The following is a 22,460-nucleotide window of genomic DNA, read 5'->3' on the forward strand; positions in this document are numbered from 1 at the left end:
TTCGTCGGACATGTGTGCCCGCCGGCTAGCGGTCGGGCTCGGAATCCTTGAGCCAGTTGATGAGTTCGGCCGAGAACCCGGCCGGATCCTCCTCATGGGGGAAGTGACCGAGACCGTCGAAAAGTCGCCAACGGTACGGTGCCTCGACATACTCGCCGGACCCCGCCGAACTACGGGTGCGGACCGCCGGATCGAGTGAACCGTGCAGATGCAGGGTCGGCACCCGCACCGGCCGCTTCATGCGCCGGTTGAACTGGATGCCGTCCGGCCGCGCCAGCGAGCGCACCATCCAGCGGTAGGGCTCGATCGAGCAGTGCGCGGTCGACGGGATGGACATGGCACGCCGGTACACGCCCACCGCTGCCTCGTCAGGGAACTCCGCGGTCCCCGGGCCCGCCCACTCGTGGATCAGCCGTCCCACCAACGCCGCGTCGTCCGCCACGAGCTGACGCTCAGGCACCCAGGGCCGCTGAAAGCCCCAGATGTACGAGCCGGCACGGGACTGCGCGAAGTCGGAGAGCATCGAGGAGCGCCACCGGCGCGGATGCGGCATCGAGGAGACCACCAGCCGGCGCACCAGCTTGGGACGCATCACCGCGGCCGTCCAGGCCAGGTAGCCGCCCATGTCATGGCCGACCAGCGCGGCGTCCGGTTCGCCGAGCGAGCGGATCACGCCGGTGATGTCGAGTGCCAGGTTGGCGGGGTCGTAGCCGCGGGGCGTCCGGTCGCTGCCACCGACCCCCCGCAGGTCCATCGCCACGGCGCGGAAGCCCGCGTCGGCGAGTGCCGGAAGCTGATGGCGCCAGGTCCACCAGAACTGCGGGAAACCGTGCAGGAGCAGGACCAGCGGGCCTTCGCCCATTTCGGCGATGTGGAAGCGGGCGCCGTTGGCCGCGACGTCCCGATGGGTCCAGGGGCCGTCGAGACGGACGGGACCGCCCGCCGCGGACGCGGGACCCGTTGGACCGCCGGGAGCCGGGACGGCCGGCTTCTCGTGGCCTGCCCGGTCTTCGGGGGCCACGGGGCGAAATGCGCTGGAATCGGGGACCGTCATGTGGATGAGCGTGCCACAGCAGACGCCTTGTCCTGGACCGGACGGTTCTCGATGGCCTTGTCCGCAAGTGTGCTGCCGCCGATCGGCAGGATCGCGTCCGCGCCGACGCTCGCACGCGGGTGCGGCTTGACCCCCTGGAGGATGGCGGCGGTCTGCTTCGCCGAGGCGATGGACTTCTCCGGCGGCTTGACCTTCTTGAACTTGGCGTAGCCGAAGAGCGCGAGCAGGATCCCCAGCAGGATGAACGCACCGCCCACGATCAGGAACGACCAGGCGAGGCCGAGTCCCAGGTTGTGGATTCCGTACGCGGCCGCGAAGCTCAGCACCGGGATCGCGAACAGGATCAGCACGCCCGTGACGATGAACGCCACGCTGCCGATGACGCCACGCTTGACGTCCTGTCGCACCTCGGCCTTGGCCAGGGCGATCTCGTCGTGCACCAGCGCCGACAGCTCGGCCGTCGCCGAGGCGACCAGCTGACCGAGACTGCGGTCGGCGCTGCCCGCGTAATTGCCGGGGTCGCTCATCCCTGACTCCCTCTCCTGTTCAACACATCCGATGTCAGATCATGCCGGACTGTCCGGCTTGTTGCTCGCTGCCCCCGCCACTTGGGCAAGGCGGCGGTGCTCGGCCGCCTTCTTCTCGTAGAGCGCGGCCATTCGCAGGTGGTACTCCGGATCGTCCTGCTCGTAGATGTCCGGAATCCCGGACGCGTCCTCGTCGAGTTCCTCCGCGTCGAACAGCGCCCGGTATCTGCGTACCCGCAGTTTGAGCAGTACACCGGAGAGTACGGCGGCAATCAGGGATCCGATGAGAACCGATGCCTTGATCTCGTTGATCATGTCGTCGTCGCCGACGAAGGCGAGCTCCCCGATGAGCAGCGAGACGGTGAAGCCGATGCCGGCGAGTGCGGCGACCGCGAAGACATCGGCCCAGGCCAGGTCCTTGTTCAGCTCCGCCTTGGTGAACCGGGTGGCCAGCCACGTACCGCCGAAGATGCCGATCGTCTTGCCGACGACGAGCCCCAGGACGACACCGAGCGTTTCGGGCCGGGTGAACACGCCCGCCAGTGCACCGCCGGAGAGGGAGACACCGGCGGAGAAGAGCGCGAACAGCGGTACGGCGAGACCGGCCGACAGCGGGCGGACCAGGTGCTCGATGCGTTCGCCGGGGGAGTGCTCCTCGCCCTCGCGCCGGGTGCAGCGCAGCATCAGGCCCATGGCGACGCCGGCGATGGTGGCGTGGATGCCGCTGTTGTACATCAGCCCCCAGATGACCAGGGCGAGCGGTACGTAGACGTACCAGCCCCGGACGTTGAACCGCAGCAGGAGGTAGAAGACGGCGAGGCCGGCGAAGGCGCCGATCAGCGCGACGAAGTCGATGTTCTCGGTGAAGAAGACCGCGATGATCAGGATCGCGAAGAGGTCGTCGACCACGGCGAGGGTCAGCAGGAACGCGCGGAGCGCGGCGGGCAGCGAGGTGCCGATGACGGCGAGGACGGCGAGCGCGAACGCGATGTCGGTGGCCGTGGGCACGGCCCAGCCGCCGGTGGAGCCGTCGCCGAGCACAGCCACGAGCGTGTAGACGACCGCCGGTACCGCCATGCCGCACAGTGCGGCGACGACCGGGAGCGCGGCCGCCTTGGGGTCGCGCAGTTCGCCCGCGACGAGTTCGCGCTTGAGCTCGACTCCCGCGACGAAGAAGAAGACGGCGAGCAGTCCGTCGGCCGCCCAGTGCGCGACGGACAGGTGGAGGCCGAGCACCCCGGGCCCGAAGTGGAAGTGGCTGACGCTCGAGTAGCTCGATCCGAAGGTGTTCGCCCAGACGAGGGCTGCCACGGCGGCGACCAGGAGTATGACTCCGCCGACCGTCTCCGTACGCAGGGCGTCGGTGAGGTAGTTCCGCTCGGGTAGCGGCAGACGGCCCAGGAAGGTACGGCGGGGGGAGGGGGGTGCGGGGGTGGGCGTGGCCACGGGGGGAGACCTCCGGGTCGGTACGGCAGCGACGGCATGGCTGATGCACTTGCCGACCAGACTTCCCGGCACACCCTGTGGAGATTTCTTATCGTTTTACTGATCAGCTGCCACTGTACCCGGGGTGTGCGGGGCGGTGACCGGTGATCGTCACCCTAAATGCCCGAAGGGCATCCGGCGCGTCAGCCGGATGCCCTTCGGGGCGGGCGCTGCTTCTGGGGGCCTATGGCCCCAGGGCCCTTCGGGAGCCGAGGCGGGTCCCTTGGGGCCGGTCTCAGTCCTCGGAGGAGGACTGCGGCAGCTGGGTCTGGATGAGGTCCATGACCGAGGAATCGGTCAGTGTGGTGACGTCGCCCAGGGCGCGGTTCTCGGCGACGTCGCGGAGGAGGCGTCGCATGATCTTGCCGGAGCGGGTCTTGGGGAGTTCGGCGACCGGCATGATCCGCTTGGGCTTGGCGATCGGACCGAGGGTGGTGCCGACGTGGTTGCGCAGTTCCGCGACGAGGTCGTCGGAGGCGGTGGCGGTGGAGCGCAGGATGACGAACGCGACGATGGCCTGACCGGTGGTCTCGTCGGCGGCGCCGACGACGGCGGCCTCGGCGACTGCCGGGTGCGACACGAGCGCGGACTCGACCTCGGTGGTCGAGATGTTGTGCCCGGACACCAGCATGACGTCGTCGACGCGGCCCAGCAGCCAGATGTCGCCGTCCTCGTCCTTCTTGGCGCCGTCGCCCGCGAAGTACTTGCCCTCGAAGCGAGACCAGTAGGTGTCGAGGAACCGCTGGTCGTCGCGCCAGATGGTGCGCAGCATGGAGGGCCACGGCTCGGTGAGGACGAGGTAGCCGCCTCCGCCGTCCGGGACCTCACGTGCCTCGTCGTCGACGACGGTGGCACTGATGCCGGGCAGGGCGCGCTGGGCGCTGCCGGGCTTGGTCTCGGTGACGCCGGGGAGCGGCGAGATCATCATCGCGCCGGTCTCGGTCTGCCACCAGGTGTCCACGATGGGGCACTTGTCGGCGCCGATGTGCTTGCGATACCACATCCACGCCTCGGGGTTGATCGGCTCACCGACCGAGCCCAGGACCCGGAGACTGCTCAGGTCGAACTTGGCGGGGATCTCGTCTCCCCACTTCATGAACGTGCGGATCGCGGTCGGCGCGGTGTAGAGGATCGTGACCCCGTACTTCTGGACGATCTCCCAGAAGCGCCCCTGGTGCGGGGTGTCGGGCGTGCCCTCGTACATGACCTGCGTCGCGCCGTTGGCCAGCGGCCCGTAGACGATGTAGGAGTGGCCGGTGACCCAGCCGATGTCGGCGGTGCACCAGTACACGTCGGTTGCGGGCTTGAGGTCGAAGACCGCGTGGTGTGTGTAGGCGGCCTGGGTGAGGTAGCCGCCGGAGGTGTGCAGGATGCCCTTGGGCTTCCCGGTCGTGCCCGAGGTGTAGAGGATGAACAGCGGCTGCTCGGCCTCGAACGCCTCAGGGGTGTGCTCGGTGGACTGGCGCGCGGTGATCTCGTGCCACCAGACGTCGCGGCCCTCGGTCCACGCGGTGTCCTGGCCGGTGCGGCGGACGACGAGGACGTGCTCGACGCTCTCGATACGGGAGACGGCGTCGTCGACCGCGGGCTTGAGCGCGGAGGGCTTGCCGCGGCGGTAGCCGCCGTCGGAGGTGATGACGACCTTCGCGTCAGCGTCCTGGATGCGGGCGGCGATGGCGTCGGCGGAGAAACCGCCGAAGACGACCGAGTGCGCGGCACCGATACGGGCGCAGGCCAGCATCGCGACGGCGGCCTCGGGGATCATCGGCAGGTAGACGGCGACGCGGTCGCCCTTGCCGACACCGAGCTCGGTCAGCGCGTTCGCTGCGCGCGAGACCTCGTCTTTCAGCTCCGCGTAGGTGATGGCACGGCTGTCGCCGGGCTCGCCCTCGAAGTGGATGGCGACCCGGTCGCCGTTGCCCGCCTCGACGTGACGGTCCACGCAGTTGTACGCGACGTTGAGCTCGCCGTCCGCGAACCACTTCGCGAAGGGCGGGTTGCTCCAGTCGAGCGTCTCGGTCGGCTCGGTGGCCCAGGTCAGGCGGCGGGCCTGCTCGGCCCAGAAGCCCAGCCGGTCCGCCTCGGCCTGCTCGTACGCCTTTGCTGTGACGTTGGCGTTCGCGGCCAGATCGGCAGGCGGTGCGAACCGCCGCTCCTCACGAAGCAGATTGGCCAAGCTTTCGTTGCTCACGACATCTCCCAGTCCCAGGGTGTCCGTTGTGTCCCGGGGCCTAGCTCATCAGGCCAAGGGCCGGGTGACAAGTGCCTGCCGGGAATTGGTTTAGACCTGTGTCTTCGTGTATGGAGACATGATCCCGCTTCCGCGGCGGGGTGGTGGTGCACGCAGTGCGTGGGCGAGGTGCTGGTGTGCGGGGGGTGCGGAAGCGGGATCACAAGGTCTCACGGACCTGGGGGCCGTGCGGTTCAGGCGCCCGTACGTGCCAACTCGGCCGGATCAGTCGGTGCATGCGCAGGCGAGGGCGCGGACGAAGGCGACGAGGAGGGTGATGGTGACGGGGATGGATGAGACGGGCTGACCGGGTCGAAGACCTCGTCGAGCCCATTGCCGGCACTCGCGCCCTCGGTCAGCAGATACGACTGTGCCTCGGCCACGTGGAAGTACATGCCGTGGAGCTGGAGGGTGCCTTCGGCGAGGCGCCGTGCCACGGACGGGTGGGCCCGTAGATGGTCCAGCTGCTGGACGATGTTGGTGAGACAGAGCTGCTCCACCGCATCCGCGGGCATCCGGCCGGAGATCCGGGCCCAGGCCCGGTCGCGCGAGGCCATCCGCTCCAGGCTGGGGACTCCGTGCCGGAGCCAGCGCCAGAGAGCTGTCTCAGAACCTTCCGGCCTGGTGCTGAGCAGTGCGTTCATCGCACCGCAGCCGGAGTGCCCGCAGATGGTGATGGACTCGACCCCCAGCACGTCCACCGCGTACTCGATGGCCGCACCGACCGAGTGGTCGCCGGTCTCGGAGTCGGACGGGGGGACGAGATTGCCGATATTGCGGACGGTGAACAGATCGCCGGGGCCGCTTGCCGTGATCATGCTCGTGACGAGTCGGGAATCCGCGCAGGTGATGAACAACTGAGAGGGGCGCTGCCCCTCCTTGGCCAGTCTCGCCAGCTCCTCGCGGACCAGCGGGGCCGTGTTGCGCTGGAACGAGCTGAGGCCGCTGACCAGCCGTTGGCTGCCGGCCGGCAGCGGTCGTGCGGACCGATGATCGGGCGCGAAGTGGTCGGCGTGATCAGGTGAGGGGCGGGCGTCTCCATCTGCGTGGCCGAGTGCTTCCGGGGCGAGTGGGGGACCGGACCGTGTCCCGCTCGTGTCCGGCGCGTGGTGATCCGGACACGCGGGCGGCGGTGCTGCTTCCGGTGCTTCGGCCGTGGGGTGGGTGGGCAGAGCCTTGCCCTCAGCCGTTACCGCAGTCGCAGCGGCAGTCGCAGCCGTAGCTGCCGGCGCCGGTCCCGGCGTGCTCGGTTCCGTGCTCGTGCGGGCGGGTGCGGGGCTACCCGTGGCGGTGACGGGCACGTGCTCGGGTCCGTCGTGGCAGTGGTGGTTGCGCCAGGGCGTCCAGGGGCGGCAGCAGGAGTGCGCCGCAGAGGCGGGCTCGGCGATTCTGCCCCCGGAGCGACCGGTGAAGGCGACCCGGCCGCCGTGGGCGGCATGGGCGTTGCTCCAGTCATGGATCAGCTCGTACGCCGCGTGATCCATGAAGAATCCGTCCAACTCGACGACCACGTCCGCGTCCTGAGGCAGCTGGCCCAGCGCTCTGCTGAGCCGGGGCACCGCAAGGAACGTCAACTGTCCCCGCACCACCACCAGATGCTGTCCGTCGTGGTCGGACGTGGAAATCCGTGTCCGGGCCAGCCGGTGCAGGGCGACGGCCACCGCCACGGCGATCCCGATCGCCACCCCCTTGAGCACACCGAAGAGCAGTACTCCGGTGATCGTCGCGCCGTACACCAGGAACTCCCGGTGCCTGTGGACGTTGCGGATGTGTGCGAAGTTCACCATCTGGATGCCGACCACCATCACGAGCGCACCAAGAGCGGCGAGCGGGATCCATTCCAGCGCGGTGACCAGGAACCCGGTGGCGAGCAGGACCCAGACGCCGTGCAGCACTGTGGACGCGCGCCCGGTCGCTCCGGCCCGTACGTTCGCCGAACTGCGCACCGCGCCACCGGAGACCGCCAGGCCGCCGAGCAGACCGGAGATGGTGTTGGCGATGCCCTGTGCGCGGAGCTCGCGGTCGAGATCGGAGCGCCTGACGGGGGGAGCGGCCGCGGCAGGGGCTCCGTCCGGGGCATCGGCTGCGGGTTCGCCGGTCCGGACGTTGTCGCTACCGGTGGAGAGCTCGCCGGCCCGGGTGCCGTCGCTACCGGCGACGGGCCCGGCCGACTGCTCGCGGCTGCGGTCCGCAGCCAGCTTGTCCACTGCGACGGCGGCGAGCAGGGATTCCAGACTGGCCACCAGCATCATCGTGAATACGGCTGTGGCAAGGCCGAGCAGCGGCCCCTGAGGCATTTCCGGCAGGGCGTGCGAGCGCCAGGACGGCAGGTCGACCCGGGCGATCGAAGGGGCTGCGAGAGCGGCCACGGCAGTCGCCATGGCGACCGAGGCCAAGGCTGCGGGGATCCGACGCATGTTCCGTCCGGCGCGTCCCGGGATCCGAGGCCAGAGCACGAGGACGGCGATGGTGAGCCCGCCGATCAACGGTGCCGCCGGGCCGGCCCGCTCCAACTGGGCCGGTAGATGCAGTGCGTTGGAGACAGCGGAGCTCTGGGGCGAGCCGCCGAGCACGATGTGCAGCTGGGCGAGCGCGATCGCCACACCGATGCCGGCGAGCGTCCCGTGGACGATGGCGGGGCTGACGGCCAGTGCGCTGCGCGCGGTCCGCAGCGAGCCCAGCACGATCTGAAGAAGACCTGCACCGATGGTGATCGCGCAGGTGGTGCGCCAGCCGTAGATCTGGATCAACTCGGCTGTCACCACGGTCAGTCCGGCGGACGGCCCGGAGACCTGCAGGGGGGTTCCGCCGAGCAGGCCGGCGACGATGCCGCCGACCGCGGCGGAGATGAGGCCCGCTTCCAGTGGAGCGTCCATGGCGACAGCCAGGCCGAGCGACATGGGGATGGCCAGGAGGAAGACGGTGATCGATGCGGACAGGTCGGCGCCCGCGATGCGGAATCGTCCGCCGCGGTGCGGCGGTGGCGGGCTGTGCGGTCGCTTGACTCCCGAGGATCGGGGAGGGCGCGAACTGCGGGATGAGTGGTCATGACGAGTGGGGACGCAGGCAGACATGTTTCCCGTCTCCTCCGGGGCAGCGCGGTCGCGGAACGTGGGGACGCGGCCGTGGGTCACGGCGTGCAGCGGCGGGATATCTCAACTCTCGGTAAACAGATCGTAATGGAGAGTAAAGATGTGTGTCCAGGATTAAGGGCAAATGGGCCATTGAAGCACCCGTTCCAGTGAATAGGCAGCTTTTCATGCGGCCTGTCGCCCGAATTTGTGTGCAGTGCGTGCGACTTTGGCCGCGCCGTCTCGGCACGTCAGCGCAAGTTACCTGCAAGGAAGAGGGTGGGCGGATGATGGCCGCCGCGAAGAGGTTCGCCTTGGGTGTCATGGCCGTCGCGCTGGTCGCGGGAGTGGCGGGCTGCTCCGGGGCGGGGTCCGGCCCGAACAGCTCCGGACCCGGTGCCGCGAACGGCGCCGCAGGAGCGAAGAAGAAGGCGGCCGAAGCGGCCCCCCGGAGCGCGGTCCGTGTCATCGGTGACGGGTCGACCGCCTTCACGGGGGCCCAGCCGAAACAGCCGGCCGTACAGCGCCTGGCACCCGGTCAGAAGCCGCCGCAGTTCGTGGTGTTCTCCTGGGACGGGGCAGGGGAGGACAGCCAGCGTCTCTTCTCGCACTTTCGCGAGGTGGGGAAGAAGTACCACGCGAGCATGACGTACTTCCTCAGCGGCGTGTACCTGCTGCCGGAGGCGAAGCGTGAGCTCTACGACCCGCCCAAGCACAACGCGGGCAGCTCCGACATCGGCTTCAACGACACCGAAGGCATCAGGGACACCCTGGCCCAGGTCCGCGGCGCCTGGCTGGACGGCAACGAGATCGGCACCCACTTCAACGGCCACTTCTGCGGCAAGGACGGTGGCGTCGGCACCTGGTCGGTGGACGAGTGGAAGAGCGAGATCCGACAGGCCAAGTCGTTCGTGAAGGGCTGGAAGAGCAACGATCCGGAGCTCGAGGGCGAGAAGTCATTGCCCTTCGACTACGACCAGGAGCTGATCGGCGGCCGGACTCCCTGCCTCGAGGGGCAGAAGAACATGGTCGCGGCGGCACGCTCGATGGGCTTCCGCTACGACTCCAGTGGAGTCAACGACCAGGTCTGGCCGAAGAAGAAGGACGGCATCTGGGACCTCTCGATGCAGTTGGTACCGGTGCCGGGGCGCGAGTTCGAAACCCTGTCGATGGACTACAACTTCATGTTCAACCAGTCCGGCACGACACAGGGTGATCCGGACCAGCACGAGTACTGGGGCGATCAGATGCGCGACGGTCTGCTCCAGGCCTTCGACCGCTCCTACGAGGGGAACCGTGCCCCGCTGATCATCGGCAACCACTTCGAGTCCTGGAACGGTGGCACGTACATGCGCGCCATCGAGGAGACGATCGAGTCGGTGTGTACCAAGGAGGGTGTGCGCTGCGTGTCCTTCAGGCAGCTTGCGGACTGGCTGGACGCGCAGGACCCGGCCACGCTCGCCAAGCTCGGCACGCTGAAGGTCGGCAAGGCGCCGAAGACCGGCTGGGCGTCGTTCCTCGGTGAGGCCGCGAGCCCGGTCAAGAGTGAGGGGCAGGGCCAGGCTGAGGCGAAGGAGCCTGTCGGGGCCGCGGGGAAGCAGGCCGACCGCTAGACCGCCCACGGAGGGCCGACCGCCGCCGCCCCGCTGTCGACCCGCGGTCGGCCCGTCGTCGGGCCGGCTGCGGGAAGCCGTTCGACCGCCGGACCCGCTGAGGGCGCCCCGGCGGCCGGCCCGGGTACTGGGCCTGAACTGGGTGGCGTCAGCTCCAGGACCCGCCCCAGGTGGCGTTCGCTCCAAGGCCCGCCCCGGGCGCGTCCGCTTCAGGGACGGTCGTGGGTGGTCCGCTCCAGGGGCGCCCAAGGACTGGCTCTGCGGGCCGGGAGTGGACGGTCCCTGGAGCGGCGGCCGATCAGGCCGGCTGGGCGGCCTCGGCTCGCGCGAACCGCTCGTCGAGTACGAACGCGGGGTCGACCTGGGCCGCCAGGTCGGCGCCCGTCTTCTCGTTGCCCCAGCTTTCCGCGTTCCTCAGGTGGAAGTGGACCATCTGACGCGTGTAGCGCTCCCAGTCGCGCTGCCCGTACGAGTCCTCAGCGGCGTTCTGCAAGGCCTGCAGGGCCATCCGGTTGTCCGCCTCCAGCAGCTCGAAGCGGGCAGGGCGGCCCTTCTCCATGGCTCGCACCCAGTTGGAATGGCCGACGGTGACCAACAGATCCTCGCCGACCTCGGCGCGCAGGAACTCCAGGTCGTCCTCGCCCTGCACCTTGTTCCCGACCACCTTCAGCGCGACGCCGAAGTCCTGTGCGTACTCCTTGTACTGGCGGTAGACCGAGACGCCCTTGCGGGTCGGCTCGGCCACCAGGAACGTCATGTCGAAGCGGGTGAACATTCCGGAGGCGAAGGAGTCCGAACCGGCGGTCATGTCGACCACCACGTACTCCTCGGGGCCGTCGACGAGGTGGTTGAGGCAGAGCTCGACCGCACCGACCTTCGAGTGGTAGCAGGCCACCCCCAGGTCCGATTCGGTGAACGGCCCCGTGACCATCAGCCGGATGTCCCCGTCATCGAGCCCGACGGTGCGGGCGCAGGCGTCGTAGACGGGGTTGTCCTCGCACACCCGAAGCAGCCGGGACCCCTCGCCCGGCGGCGTCGTCTTGATCATCGTCTCGGCGGAGGCGATGCGGGGATTGCTGCCCCGCAGATACTCCTTGATCAGTGGCAGCTGCGCTCCCATGGCGGGCAGTGCCGCCGCTTCTTGTTCGTCGAGGCCGAGCGCGGCCCCGAGATGCTGGTTGATGTCGGCGTCCACCGCGACGACGTGAGCTTCATTGGCGGCAAGGTGGCGGATGAAGAGCGAGGACAGCGTGGTCTTGCCGCTGCCGCCCTTCCCTACGAAAGCGATCTTCATGTTCACCTAGGGTAGCGGAATGATTGCGTTCCGCTGTCGAAGTTCGTGAAGAACGCCACTCCGGGCCGGTAGGTGTGCAAGGGGCGCGTAGCCTCGCTACTTATGAGTACGACTTCCTCGGACCCGCTCGCCGCTCTGGGCTCCCTGCCTGGGGTGGCCGATGCGGTGGACTCTGTACGCAAGGCTGTCGACCGGGTCTACGGGCACCGTGTCATGCGGCGTCGCAGCAACGAGGTGACCGCCGAGGCGGCCCTGCGGGGCGCCCGGGGTTCGGCTGCGCTCTCGGGCGCTGACTGGAACCTTGAGGAGGTACGCCGACGCACCGACTTCAGTGGTGACGGCGAGGCGCACGTGATCGGTGCGGCCCTGCGCCTGTCGGCCGAAGCGGGCCAACTCCTTTCCATCTGGCGGCAGTCGCCCCTGCGGGTTCTTGCGCGGCTTCACCTGGTGGCTGCGGGTGGCGCGACGCCCGAGGACGCCGTCGGGCGGCCCCGACTGGCGGACGAACCGGTGGATGAGCCTCTGATCGAGGCGCCCCTGCCGGGCGCCGGCGAGGTCGCGGGGCGGCTCGAAGGGCTCAGTGGGCTCATTCTTTCGGGGAGTGCGGCGCCCGCTCTGGTGACGGCCGCCGTCGTGCACGGCGAGCTGCTGGCGCTGCGCCCCTTCGGCTCGTACAACGGCCTGGTCGCGCGGACCGCCGAGCGGATCGTGCTGATCGGGAGCGGGCTGGACCCGAAGTCGATCTGCCCGGCCGAGGTCGGTCACGCCGAGCAGGGGAGGGCCGGTTACGTCGCCGCCTTCGAGGGGTACCTGGCGGGCACGCCGGAAGGTATGGCCGCCTGGATCACTCACTGCGGGCGGTCCGTGGAACTGGGCGTCCGGGAATCGACTGCCGTATGCGAGGCGCTTCAACGGGGAGCCGCGTAAGCGCGGGGCTGCGCGGAGTGCTGGTGGGGGAGCCCGGGCAGCGGCCGGCTTCTGCTGCCGGGATGGTGATCGGCCGGTGCGGGTCGCTTCGTGCCCGGCGCGCCTCGCACGGTGCTGGTCGCTTGACTCCGGTGGCTCTGGCGTCCGGTGATCTTGGCGTCCGGTCGTCTTGACGTCCGGTGGTAAGGGTTGCGGCGGTACCGAATCGGTACCGCCGCTGGCATGTCCGCCCAGTTACCAAGCGTCCTCGATATGTGCCCATCAGGTCGGGTGCTTTGCCCGTTCCTGGTGCGGCTGGCCCGTAATCGACGGGTCGACGTCGCGTGGGTGCCCGGCTTTCATGCGCGGTCCGTGGGGCCTTCTCTGCGTTACAGGTCATCCTCGCGGATGTCCTTGGTCTCGCGGGCCGTTGAGTCCTTTGTACTCCAGGGGTCGGGTGAGCGGAAGTGCTGGCTGCACTTCTTTACTTTTAGGTTCAATTACGGACGAGTTGGTTCAAACGGGCAGGCGCGCCACCGTAGTGGCGCGACGCCGGGCGCTGTACCAGACGATCCCGGCGGTGAGGGCCGCCGCGCCCACTGCCGCGGCGGCCATCAGCGCCGGCCGCGGCGGCATCGAGAGCGTGGGCAGGCGTTGCTTGAGCCGGACCGGGCGGTCGAAGACGAGAATCGGCCATTCCCTCAGGGTTGCCTCGCGTCGCAGTGCGCGGTCCGGGTTGACGGCGTGCGGGTGACCGACGGATTCCAGCATGGGTACATCGGTGGCGGAGTCGCTGTATGCGTAGCAACGGGCGAGGTCGTAGCCCTCGGACGCGGCGAGAGCCCTGATGGCCTCGGCCTTCGTCGGTCCGTACGCGTAGTACTCCACCTCGCCGGTGAAGCATCCGTCGTCGCCGACGACCATGCGGGTGGCGACGACGCGGTCGGCGCCCAGGAGTTCACCGATCGGTTCCACCACCTCGGCCCCGGAGGTCGACACGATGACCACATCGCGTCCGGCGGTGTGATGTTCCTCGATGAGGGTCGCTGCTTCGTCGTAGATGATCGGGTCGATCAGGTCGTGCAGGGTCTCGGCGACAATTTCCTTCACCTGCTGCACGTTCCAGCCCTTGCAGAGCGATGAGAGATATTCACGCATCCGCTCCATCTGGTCGTGATCTGCACCCCCGGCGAGGAACACGAACTGTGCGTACGCGGTGCGCAGTACGGCGCGGCGGTTGATCAGTCCACCTTGGTAGAAGGACTTACTGAAGGTCAGCGTCGATGACTTCGCAATGACCGTCTTGTCCAGGTCAAAGAAGGCGGCTGTGCGCGGCAAGAAGCGGTTTTCCACAAGGCAGAGCATAGGGGCCCACCATTCGGCGTAAACCCCGGCGCGTGGGTTTGCCTGAGAAGGGTCTCGGGTACACCATGGAAGTCACGGATCGTTCGCGACCGTGCTAACCCGGTCCGACTCCTCCCCCCCCCCGAGTCGGCCGTGGGGACGACCCCCGCTCTCCCCCCCGGCGGGGGTCGTCGCATGTCCGGACGCGGTTCTGCCGCTCGGAATCACACACTTCTCCTCCTTTTCGGCCCTCATGGCCTGTGTCCGTGGGCGACTCCGATCAGCATGCACCGTCACGGAGCGTCACGGAAGGGCTGCTCTCGGAAGTCTCCGGTTCGGGCGACGGAGTTATTCACAACGGCAGCGTTGTCCACAGTTCTTGAGCAAGATCCACATGATTTTCCGAAGCGCTGCACCGTGATTCCACCCGTGAAGTCCACGGGTTCCGGAATCACCGTCTCGGAAGGCTTCGAGATCGCCGCGAACCGCGGTGAAGGTGAGTGAAGAAGGGGGCGGAGATCGTGGCTGAATCCAGTGCACGGGATCGTCTGCCGGCTGGCGAGGCCCGTCGGGGCGGACCGCTGATTGTCACCGAGGATGTGGAACTGCTCGACGATCTGCTGAGGCTGTGCGCAGCCGCCGGAGCGGAGCCCGAGGTTCATCACACGATGCCCGACCGCAGAGGGGGGTGGGAGCTGGCTCCCATGGTCCTCGTGGGGGACGACGCGGCCGCACGTTGCCGCGGGGCGGCCCGCAGGCGGGGGGTGATGCTCGTCGGCCGGGATCAGGATGCTCCCGACGTGTGGCGCAGGGCCGTGGAGATCGGGGCCGAGTACGTGCTGCGCCTCCCCGATTCGGAGAACTGGCTGGTCGACCAGATCGCCAACGCGGCTGAGGGGGTCGGACGGCCCGCGCTGACCGTCGGGGTGATCGGTGGCAGGGGTGGTTCCGGCGCGTCAACGCTGGCCTGTGCGCTGGCGGTGACCGCGGCGAGGTCCGGGCGGCGGACGATGCTGATCGACGGCGATCCCCTGGGTGGCGGCATTGACGTGCTGCTCGGCGGTGAGCGGGCCGAGGGGATGAGGTGGCCTGATTTCGCTCATTCCAAGGGGCGGGTCGGTGGCGGCGCGCTGGAGGAGTCATTGCCCGCGCTGCACGGACTGCGGGTGCTCAGCTGGGGCCGTGACGACTGGGTGGTCATCCCGCCGCAGGCCATGCAAGCGGTGATGGGCGCCGCGCGCCGGCTCGGCGGAGTGGTGGTCGTGGATCTGCCGCGGCGGGTCGACGAGGCCGTGGCCGAGGCGCTGGCGCAGCTGGACCTCGGGCTACTCGTGGTGCCGGGGGAGCTGCGGGCGGTCGCTGCGGCGAAACGGGTGGCATCGATGGCCGGAATGGTTCTGGAGGACCTCCGTGTGGTGGCGAGAGGGCCGTACGCCTCCGGACTCGACGACCAGTGGGTGGCGCATGCGATGGGGTTGCCGCTCGTTGGTGAACTGCCCCTGGAGCCGGGGCTGCTGGCCGAGCAGGACATGGGGGAGCCGCCCGGGGGAAGTCCCCGCGGGCCGCTGGCCAGGTTCTGTACGGCCTTCTGGGACCGGGCTCTTGCGGGCGAAGCGGCCGGGGGCCAGGTCATGGGGGGTGCGTCATGACCGAGGCGTTGCTCGACGCGGTGAGGCAGCGGCTGGCGCAGAGCGGTGCGGCGCCCACTCCGGCGGGCGTGGCGGCCGCGCTGAGGGCGCAGGGGAGGCTGCTCGGAGACGCCGAAGTCCTTGGAGCCGCTGATGAGTTGCGTGGGGAGCTGATCGGGAGCGGTGTGCTGGAGCCGCTGCTCGCCGATCCGGCGGTCACGGATGTGCTGGTGTCAGCGCCCGACCGGGTGTGGGTGGACCGGGGCCGCGGGCTCGAACTCACCGCGGTGACCTTCGTGGACGCTGCGGCGGTCCGCAGGCTGGCTCAGCGGCTGGCGGCCGTCGCGGGGCGGCGTCTGGACGATGCCAGGCCCTGGGTGGATGCCCGGCTTCCGGACGGGACCCGCATGCATGCCGTGCTACCGCCGGTCTCGGTCGGATCGACCTGCCTGTCGCTCCGGGTGGTCCGGCCGAAGGCCTTCTCACTGGGGGAGCTGGTCGCGGCGGGGACGGTACCGCCGGATGGCGACCGAGTGTTGCGGGCCCTGGTGGAGGCCCGGGTCTCGTACCTGATCAGTGGCGGGACGGGGGCGGGGAAGACGACGCTCCTGTCCAGCATGCTCGGTGCGGTGGGGGAGCGGGAGCGCATCGTGCTCGCCGAGGACTCGGCCGAGCTCCGGCCGGACCACCCACACGTGGTGCGCCTCGAATCGCGCCCTGCGAATCAGGAGGGTGCCGGGCGCGTGGCCCTTCGGGACCTGGTGCGGCAGGCCCTTCGCATGCGCCCCGACAGGCTGGTCGTCGGAGAAGTGCGAGGTGCCGAGGTCACCGAGCTGCTCGCGGCCCTCAACACGGGGCACGAGGGCGGGTGCCTGCCCAAACCATACATAGACATGGCCCGGGTTGGCAGGCGTAGGAAGCCCCGCCCACGCGCCACGGGGGACAGACGCACGGACGGGGCTTCTCATCCTCACGCTAGCGGGACCACCGCCAACGTGAGGGCTTCCGCTCTTACCGCGCAGCGCCGCCGCGAGCACGGGGACAGCGGAGACCTATGCAGCCACGCCACGGGCCACTATGAGCGCCACAACGGCTACCCAGGCGAACCACGCGACAACGGCAAGAACGCGCTTCACACCCGCTCGATAGCGGACGGGTGCAACTGACGTTCCCCTTGCCCGTCGAACTTCACCCAGGCTTGCGGCAGGAAGCGACGCGCGTGTGTTGGCGAAGACGGGTCCATCCACTTGAGGTCAACGTCCCGCAGCACGCCGGTTCGCTCGCCGTCCGTGACCCGCTTTCCAATGTCCTTCCGGGTGACGCTCACGCTGCCACCTCCCTACGCGCACACATTGCGCACGGCGGAAAGACGTATGGGGGCTTCGGGCTTCCCGGGGGCAGGTAGGCAACCCCCGACCGGGCGTCGAGCGCTCCGCCGTACTCATCCCACCAACCGGCCGGAGAGTCCGCGTACGGGCTTCCGGGCGTGTCTAGGAGGCTGACTAGCTTCGGCTCAGGTAAGGCGCTCACACGGGCGCTGACGTGTTTCACGGGGGCCGTCATCCGACCGAAGTCCCCTGTGCCACCCATGACTTGACTCGTGAGAGCTTCGGTTCGGCGTGCGGGTGGTTGTTGATCTCAATCAACAAGTCCCGGTCGTGCTTCTCGTCCCACTGCTTGGCGAGTGCGCCACACACGCCACACCCCGTGGACACGGTTGCGCGCATCTCCGGGTACTGACCTGAAACGATCTCTCGTGACTCTGCTACTGCCATGCTCGCCGTCCCCTCACGCGGTCCGATCGCGACAACGCTAGAAAGAACGGCAACCCAACTCACAGCGGATTGCACGAGGTTGCACGCGAGTCAGCTCAGGGCATCCATAGCCGATGTGATCAGCGTTCGAGCGGCGGCACCATAGACGGCCAACGCTGCTAGTTCAGCGAACGTCTCGGCGTACATCGCTACTTCGCTGGGCTGTGTGAGCGTGAGATAGCCGGAGATCAACTCGACGTTGACTTGTGCCGCGTCATAGATCCAGAACCCCTCAGCCGGCCAACGCTCACGATCTGGCCGCATGGGCACAACTCCCAGGCTTATGTTGGGAGTTGAGGCGACGGAGATGAGATGGCCAAGCTGTCCGGCCATGACCTCAACGCCACCGATCCCGGACCGCAACACCGACTCTTCAACGAGGAACGCGAACGTGCGGTCTCCTTCGTACAGCACCCGCTGACGCTCCACGCGGGCCGCAACCGCTTCGGCCACGTCGTCCACCAAGCCACGCCGTCGCTGGATCGCTTGAAGCGCTGCCGTCGTGTACGGGCGTGTCTGGATCATTCCGGGTACAAGCCATGAGGAGTAGGACCGGAACCGCCGGGTGCGCTCGTACAGCGGCAAGCGGGCTTCCTGAGCCTGTTTGAGCCCAGCCCGCTCCATGCGCCGCCAACCGACCCACATGCCTTCAGCGGTCCGCAGCATGGCAATCAAGTCTTCGGTGTATTCCTCGGCCCCGCACGCCTTGCACCATGCCCGGATGTCGTCAGCGGACGGGGGCGTACGAGCGTTCATGATCCGGGACGACTTGGAACGGCTCCACTCGCAGCGCTCCGCTAGGTCGAGCCCGGACAGCCCAGCATCCCGGCAGAGTTCCGCGAGACGATCCGCGAGAGCCTGCCGGGCCTGCTGGGCACTGGAAGACGCAGAAAGAGCCATGGTGCGTGATCGTCAGGCAGGCCGGTATTCCGCGTGGGGAATGGCTCGCTCCCACGCTGCTTCGTAAGCCGCCGCGTACTGAGCGCCTAGCTCCGAGTCGTGATGGACCTCCATGCGCGGACCGGTCCACTGACCTTCGCCGCTGAAGTGGTGCAAGATCACGGTTTCCTCGTCCATGACCCAACCGTCCAGCGCGGGGAGCAACAGGCCACGGGCGTTCGAGCGGGGCAACCATCGCACGTCTTCACCCGCTGCGACGTTCGTAAAGGTGCCGTCGTACTCGTAACGCACGTAGTCGCTCAGCGGCTCCGAGATGACGCGTAGGCGGCGCATGTGGACCCCCCGACCGGTCGTCTCAACCACGACGTCCAGCCATGATCGCCACCACGATTCGCGGTTGTTCGGGTTGTAGCGGTGCCCCTCCTGCCAACGGATGAACTCCGGGTCATCCCGCATGTAGCTGTCCCGCATCTCAAGATGCATCGCTGAGCGTTGCGCCTTGGCGAGCGCTTCACGTACCGCTGTTGCCACCGTTGGCCTCACTGTCCGGGCGGGGGATGAACTGGAGCATGTTTGCGGGGAGCCGGATCACGCTTTCGTGGTCCGGAACATCGGTCGAGTGGCCGGGCACCGAACCGACTTCCTGAGCTTGCCGGACCGTGTCAGCGTCCGCCGTCCATGACTGAATGATCAGGTCGCCGGTCGTGTCGTCCAGCCAGATGGTGGGTGATCCGTCGTCCGGGGTGTTGGGCCAAATCCCCAGGAACTTTAGGGCCATTGGGCACTCCTTCGCCGAGTCGGTTGCACGTCCGTGCACGAGCGTTCCCCGTACGCGTGATCAGCGCAAGAGGGCAGGCCGGAACGCACAGAAGCCCCGTAGACGGCCCAGGATCGTTCCTAGGTGTCTACGGGGCTTCGTTGTGGTGCAGGGGCGCTCAGAACACTTCCGGGTCGCTCACAGCGGCGAACACGTCGGCACCCGTCGGGATCGTTCGAGTGTCGCGTGCGAACGCCAATCGGAACGCTGGGAACAGCGGGTGCGCCTCAGCCTCAGCGTGCGAGACAGAAGCGCGCGCAATCCGGTTCGCAAGCTCCGACGTCGTCGGCTTCAGGCTCACAGCTTCGCCCCCTTGTCATCCGTGTTCTTCAGCAGCGACTCAATGAGTGCGTCAAGGTCGTCGTCGCCCTCGCCATTGGCAGGCTTCGCGGCGTATCCCAACGCGCTGAACCACTGCCCGACGAAACGTGCTAGCGGGTGGGCAACGTCGGCTTCTCCGCGCCGTCCGGGAACAACAAGCCCATCGGCAATGATGCGCGTGATAGCAGCGCGGTATAGGTCCCTGAGCGCTTCCCGGTCGTCATCCGGCAGTGGAGCACCCGACATAGTTCCCAGGGGCTTACGGGGCGACTCAGCGGCCTTGCGGGACCGGTACGCCTTATCGCGACAAGACCGACCGCAATACTCCGCGTGAGTCTTGCCCGCTGTGAATGCCGTTCCGCAGAAGGCACAGTTCTTAGTCATCGGTTCACCTTCAATCGCCCCAAGCAAGGGGCAGCGCGTAGCGTGCGTTTTCCGAGCTGGGACCGGGATCGCTGAGAGGAAACGGTCTGAACTTTGGACCCGATACCCGAACCCGTGAAGCGAGAAGCAGTGACTTGCTGTCGCTCAGCGCTTGTCGAATGCTCTTCCATCAGCCCGCCGGCTGCCGCCCCAAAATTTCTTCAGGCGCACACTGCGAACGGTCAGGAATCAGCGGGATGGAGTCGGGCGCGTCGGTCATTGCTCAGCCCCAACGCACTAATCGAGATCAGCCGCGCGTGTGTGTCAGCGTGGCTTGCCTGGGACTCAGGCTGATCGGGTACTCAGCGACCCAGGCTCTTCGCTGTGCTGGGTATTCGATGGACTCAGCAGCCTTGTTCTTCGGCGGGTGTCACTGCCCGCGGTGATCGTCGTGTCAGGACGAAGGGGCACCCGGTTTCCCAGGCACCCCCCTACCTTGTGAGCGCCCCCTATTCCGGGAGCACCCCCCTACCCCTTGAAGTGGATAGGTGCACCCGGCTTTACGCCACTGCCGACCATTGCCGCGTGACTCGCGGTGAAGGTCTTTGTCTGAGCGTTGTAAAGCACGGCGGCGGTTTCAACCGGTCCGACGTCGATGTATCCGCGCTGTCGTGGCGCGCTCAGCTCAATACCCAGTTCGGCAGCGCGCTGCACACACTCGGAAAGCGGGAGGAAGTGAAGCTTCTTTTCTCGTGCACAGCGCCAATCCAGCACGATGAAGTTGCCCGCTTCGGTGCGGACTGCCACAGCCCCAGCAACGGGCCCGAAGGTGTCGCACTCGGCGCAGCGAACAGGCGTGAACTCATAGTGTCGCGCGCGGGATGCGCCGTATCCGATCAGTTCTCGGTCGCGGCGAATTCGTCGTTGCGCGAGTCGCTTTCGTGTCTTCTCAAACATCGCTTACCAGTCCCCAGGATCGAAGGTTCAACCATTGCTCGCACTCAGCGCACACCATGCCGTCGCCGGTAAGCGGAGGATTCACGAAGCGCGCCTTCAGGTGTGCAACGTAGAAGCGCGACAAGCCCTCAGCCGCAAAGTCAGCTGTCCCGGTGTGCGTGGTCGCTATATCACATCTCATCGTCCAGCCCGTCACGATAAAAGGCGATGCGCAAAAGCCTGCCGTAGTGAGGGCGGCATAGCGTTATGTCTCGCGCTTTCTGTCGCCTATTGCGGTATCGCTTCGACTCGCCTTCCGTCGACTGCTCCACGTAGAACCAGAGTTTCGTTCGATCGTGCACAACCTGAGCGTCAGCGAACTGAATTTCTTCCGGCGAGTACCACTTGCCGCACATTACGCAGGGGAGCCGACCGGGAAAGCCCGCAACCACAGCAGCGGACGCAAGCTTTTCCCGGGCGGCTTCCCATCGTTCCCAGTCTCGGAGCATTAGGCGGCAGGCTTCACGATCTGCACGTGGGCAGCATTCGCAACGACCACATCACTAATCCGGGCGCGACCGGCAAAGGCAACCTGATCGTGCTTGAACAGGTCCGGGTGATCGGTGGCGGAAGCCACGCCCAGGTTCTCGCGCATAGCCACAGCAGTGTTCCCCAGCGCTGCCACAATGGCTACGCCGGCTGCAACGGACGGAATGGCCACGATCTCAGGAAGCTTTCCGAGAAGAGCACCATCAATCGCGCCCAGGAAGGCCGCTTCCGTGTCCGGGTGCATCAGGATCGTGTCAGGCGCAACGCGCGCCGTCTTCACTCGGGCAATGGCGCTCAGCACGCTTGCCACGCTGACAGTCGCAGCGGTAACGGTGCCCAGTGCGAGAAGGCCGGGAACGGTCACGTCTCCGTCGGTTCCGCCGTTCACAATGAGGTCGTCAACCCCCGCACCGAGAGCGGAGAGAATCGCCGCGTCGATGCATGTCTCAAGCTGGGGGTAGTCCTGAATTTCGTCACGATCAGCCTTGACGTACGCGGCAATCTTCACCGTCTCGAAGGTGCCAATCCTGGCGCTCTTGAGATCGCCAGGACCCATCGGTGCATTCCGACCGGCGATAGCGGCAGTGAGCTGGGGAACGACCGGAACGTATCCGCGAGTCGAGTTGTGAGTGAAGGTCTGAATGCGACCGATAAGCTGAGAACCGTTCGGAGCCTCAGCGAGCATGATCGGCGCGTCATTCCAATTACCGGTGTCGAGGGCGTCAAGGGCGTCGGCGGAACGCTCAGCGAACACGAAGCCCTCAGCGCGCACAAGCGGCATTCCGAGAACGCGAACGTCTTCAAGTGCGCGTCGCTGAACGGCATCGGGTCGCTGCATTGCACCAGTCGCGCGAACCTCAGCAACGTACGCGTCATGCTCGATGGCGTTGCCCACAAGGCCACGCACGGTCTTGTCATGCTGCGCTATTTCGGAGAGAAGGCGCTCTTCGGTTTCCTTCGCCCCGGCAGGGAGATTGCTGCCGTACTTCGCCTGAAGAGCAGTCAGCTTGACGGTAGCCGCTTCACGCTTGGCCATGTGGTCAGCGGCAAGGGTGGCGTTAAGAGTCATGAGGGAATTTCCTTACTGTGATGGTTAGTTGGCCCGCTTCGTTCCTCGTCGGGCGCATCCTGTGCCTACTCACGTGAGTAGGCTCATTCAGTCCAGCGCACCGACTGGCATTGCTTCCGGCGGAACGAGACTGTCTGTGAAATTCGGGCGTCGCGCCCCTGACATAGTTAGTCCGATAATCACGACGCCACCGTTATTGGCGACTGCAAGGTGATATCCGGCCGCGCGAATACAGGGCGCAACGTCGTTACCCTGCAAGTGCGGAAGTCCATGTCTGGCAGACCACCCGCCCAGGCAGCGCATGAAGGCGTCGAGCCACACACAGGCGTTGTCGCTTTCGGTGGTTTCCTTTCGCAGGAAGTCCCACACCTGATTGCGAATCTCGCTCACTTGCGCGCCGCCTCAGCTACCTTGCGCATGGCTTCCGCAGCGGGATTATGAGGCTTCAGCCCGACGCCCTTTGCGACAGGTGCCCAACCGACCATGACGATTCGCACGCCGCGCCGCTTTAGGGCATCTTCGAGCGCTCCCATTTCAGG

Annotated in this window: 19 protein-coding genes; 4 read left to right on the forward strand and 15 right to left on the reverse strand. The window is 67.4% G+C overall.

Annotated features, from left to right (window positions below):
- Nucleotides 1-25: 25 nt before the first annotated feature.
- The 5 genes from OG959_RS20505 to OG959_RS20525 all read right to left on the reverse strand — a co-directional run bounded on the left by OG959_RS20505 (nucleotide 26) and on the right by OG959_RS20525 (nucleotide 8,370).
- The gene (locus OG959_RS20505; RefSeq protein WP_326660472.1) at nucleotides 26-1,054 is read right to left on the reverse strand and encodes an alpha/beta fold hydrolase; all 1,029 of its coding nucleotides are present in this window, start codon (nucleotides 1,052-1,054) and stop codon (nucleotides 26-28) included.
- Nucleotides 1,051-1,581, reverse strand: coding sequence for a phage holin family protein (locus OG959_RS20510; RefSeq protein WP_326660474.1), 531 nt, complete (start codon nucleotides 1,579-1,581; stop codon nucleotides 1,051-1,053). The genes OG959_RS20505 and OG959_RS20510 overlap by 4 nt, the downstream gene beginning before the upstream one ends.
- 39 nt (nucleotides 1,582-1,620) lie before the next feature.
- Complete coding sequence (gene nhaA, locus OG959_RS20515) at nucleotides 1,621-3,027, reverse strand: Na+/H+ antiporter NhaA (RefSeq protein WP_326660476.1); 1,407 nt, start codon at nucleotides 3,025-3,027, stop codon at nucleotides 1,621-1,623.
- Between the two features lie 274 nt (nucleotides 3,028-3,301).
- Nucleotides 3,302-5,269: an acetate--CoA ligase gene (gene acs, locus OG959_RS20520; RefSeq protein ID WP_326666499.1), complete on the reverse strand. Its 1,968-nt coding sequence runs from the start codon at nucleotides 5,267-5,269 to the stop codon at nucleotides 3,302-3,304.
- Nucleotides 5,270-5,490: 221 nt separating this feature from the next.
- Entirely contained in the window at nucleotides 5,491-8,370 is a 2,880-nt protein-coding gene (locus OG959_RS20525) for a bifunctional SulP family inorganic anion transporter/carbonic anhydrase (protein WP_326660478.1), read from the reverse strand.
- A 284-nt stretch (nucleotides 8,371-8,654) separates the two neighbouring features.
- On the opposite strand from OG959_RS20525, the gene OG959_RS20530 reads away from it, so the two are divergent.
- Nucleotides 8,655-9,980, forward strand: coding sequence for a hypothetical protein (locus OG959_RS20530; RefSeq protein WP_326660480.1), 1,326 nt, complete (start codon nucleotides 8,655-8,657; stop codon nucleotides 9,978-9,980).
- A 298-nt stretch (nucleotides 9,981-10,278) separates the two neighbouring features.
- On the opposite strand, the gene OG959_RS20535 is transcribed toward OG959_RS20530, so the two are convergent.
- Nucleotides 10,279-11,274, reverse strand: a complete 996-nt coding sequence (locus OG959_RS20535) for an ATP-binding protein (RefSeq protein ID WP_326660482.1) — start codon at nucleotides 11,272-11,274, stop codon at nucleotides 10,279-10,281.
- A 102-nt stretch (nucleotides 11,275-11,376) separates the two neighbouring features.
- On the opposite strand from OG959_RS20535, the gene OG959_RS20540 reads away from it, so the two are divergent.
- Nucleotides 11,377-12,201 carry an oxidoreductase gene (locus OG959_RS20540; protein WP_326660484.1) on the forward strand — a complete coding sequence of 275 codons (825 nt, stop codon included), beginning with the start codon at nucleotides 11,377-11,379 and terminating at the stop codon, nucleotides 12,199-12,201.
- A gap of 495 nt (nucleotides 12,202-12,696) precedes the next feature.
- Here the strand turns inward: OG959_RS20540 and OG959_RS20545 are convergent, their stop codons facing one another.
- Nucleotides 12,697-13,545, reverse strand: coding sequence for an HAD family hydrolase (locus OG959_RS20545; protein ID WP_326660485.1), 849 nt, complete (start codon nucleotides 13,543-13,545; stop codon nucleotides 12,697-12,699).
- A gap of 527 nt (nucleotides 13,546-14,072) precedes the next feature.
- Here OG959_RS20545 and ssd point away from each other — a divergent pair.
- The gene (gene ssd, locus OG959_RS20550) at nucleotides 14,073-15,173 is read left to right on the forward strand and encodes a septum site-determining protein Ssd (RefSeq protein WP_326666501.1); all 1,101 of its coding nucleotides are present in this window, start codon (nucleotides 14,073-14,075) and stop codon (nucleotides 15,171-15,173) included.
- Complete coding sequence (locus OG959_RS20555) at nucleotides 15,170-16,318, forward strand: TadA family conjugal transfer-associated ATPase (protein ID WP_326660487.1); 1,149 nt, start codon at nucleotides 15,170-15,172, stop codon at nucleotides 16,316-16,318. Before ssd ends, OG959_RS20555 begins: the two co-directional genes overlap by 4 nt.
- Here OG959_RS20555 and OG959_RS20560 read toward each other — a convergent pair.
- From OG959_RS20560 to OG959_RS20595, 8 genes are all read right to left on the reverse strand, one after another.
- A complete protein-coding gene (locus OG959_RS20560; protein ID WP_326660489.1) occupies nucleotides 16,285-16,479 on the reverse strand; it encodes a hypothetical protein in 195 nt (64 codons plus the stop codon). The two genes, OG959_RS20555 and OG959_RS20560, sit on opposite strands and share 34 nt — an antisense overlap.
- Nucleotides 16,480-17,017: 538 nt before the next feature.
- Entirely contained in the window at nucleotides 17,018-17,866 is an 849-nt protein-coding gene (locus tag OG959_RS20565; protein WP_326660490.1) for a helix-turn-helix domain-containing protein, read from the reverse strand.
- A 12-nt stretch (nucleotides 17,867-17,878) separates the two neighbouring features.
- Nucleotides 17,879-18,397: a DUF6879 family protein gene (locus tag OG959_RS20570; protein WP_442805601.1), complete on the reverse strand. Its 519-nt coding sequence runs from the start codon at nucleotides 18,395-18,397 to the stop codon at nucleotides 17,879-17,881.
- On the reverse strand, nucleotides 18,378-18,644 hold the full coding sequence (locus tag OG959_RS20575; protein WP_326660491.1) for a hypothetical protein: 267 nt from the start codon (nucleotides 18,642-18,644) through the stop codon (nucleotides 18,378-18,380). The genes OG959_RS20570 and OG959_RS20575 overlap by 20 nt, the downstream gene beginning before the upstream one ends.
- A gap of 336 nt (nucleotides 18,645-18,980) precedes the next feature.
- Nucleotides 18,981-19,250 carry a hypothetical protein gene (locus OG959_RS20580; protein WP_326660492.1) on the reverse strand — a complete coding sequence of 90 codons (270 nt, stop codon included), beginning with the start codon at nucleotides 19,248-19,250 and terminating at the stop codon, nucleotides 18,981-18,983.
- A gap of 645 nt (nucleotides 19,251-19,895) precedes the next feature.
- Nucleotides 19,896-20,324 (reverse strand): hypothetical protein, encoded by a 429-nt coding sequence (locus tag OG959_RS20585; protein WP_326660494.1) that lies wholly within the window; start codon nucleotides 20,322-20,324, stop codon nucleotides 19,896-19,898.
- A gap of 487 nt (nucleotides 20,325-20,811) precedes the next feature.
- Nucleotides 20,812-21,921: a phage major capsid family protein gene (locus tag OG959_RS20590; protein ID WP_326660496.1), complete on the reverse strand. Its 1,110-nt coding sequence runs from the start codon at nucleotides 21,919-21,921 to the stop codon at nucleotides 20,812-20,814.
- 87 nt (nucleotides 21,922-22,008) lie between these two features.
- On the reverse strand, nucleotides 22,009-22,311 hold the full coding sequence (locus tag OG959_RS20595; protein ID WP_326660498.1) for a hypothetical protein: 303 nt from the start codon (nucleotides 22,309-22,311) through the stop codon (nucleotides 22,009-22,011).
- Between the last annotated feature and the right edge of the window lie 149 nt (nucleotides 22,312-22,460).

Source organism: Streptomyces sp. NBC_00385 (assembly GCF_035917155.1).
GTDB classification, from domain to species: domain Bacteria; phylum Actinomycetota; class Actinomycetes; order Streptomycetales; family Streptomycetaceae; genus Streptomyces; species Streptomyces poriferorum.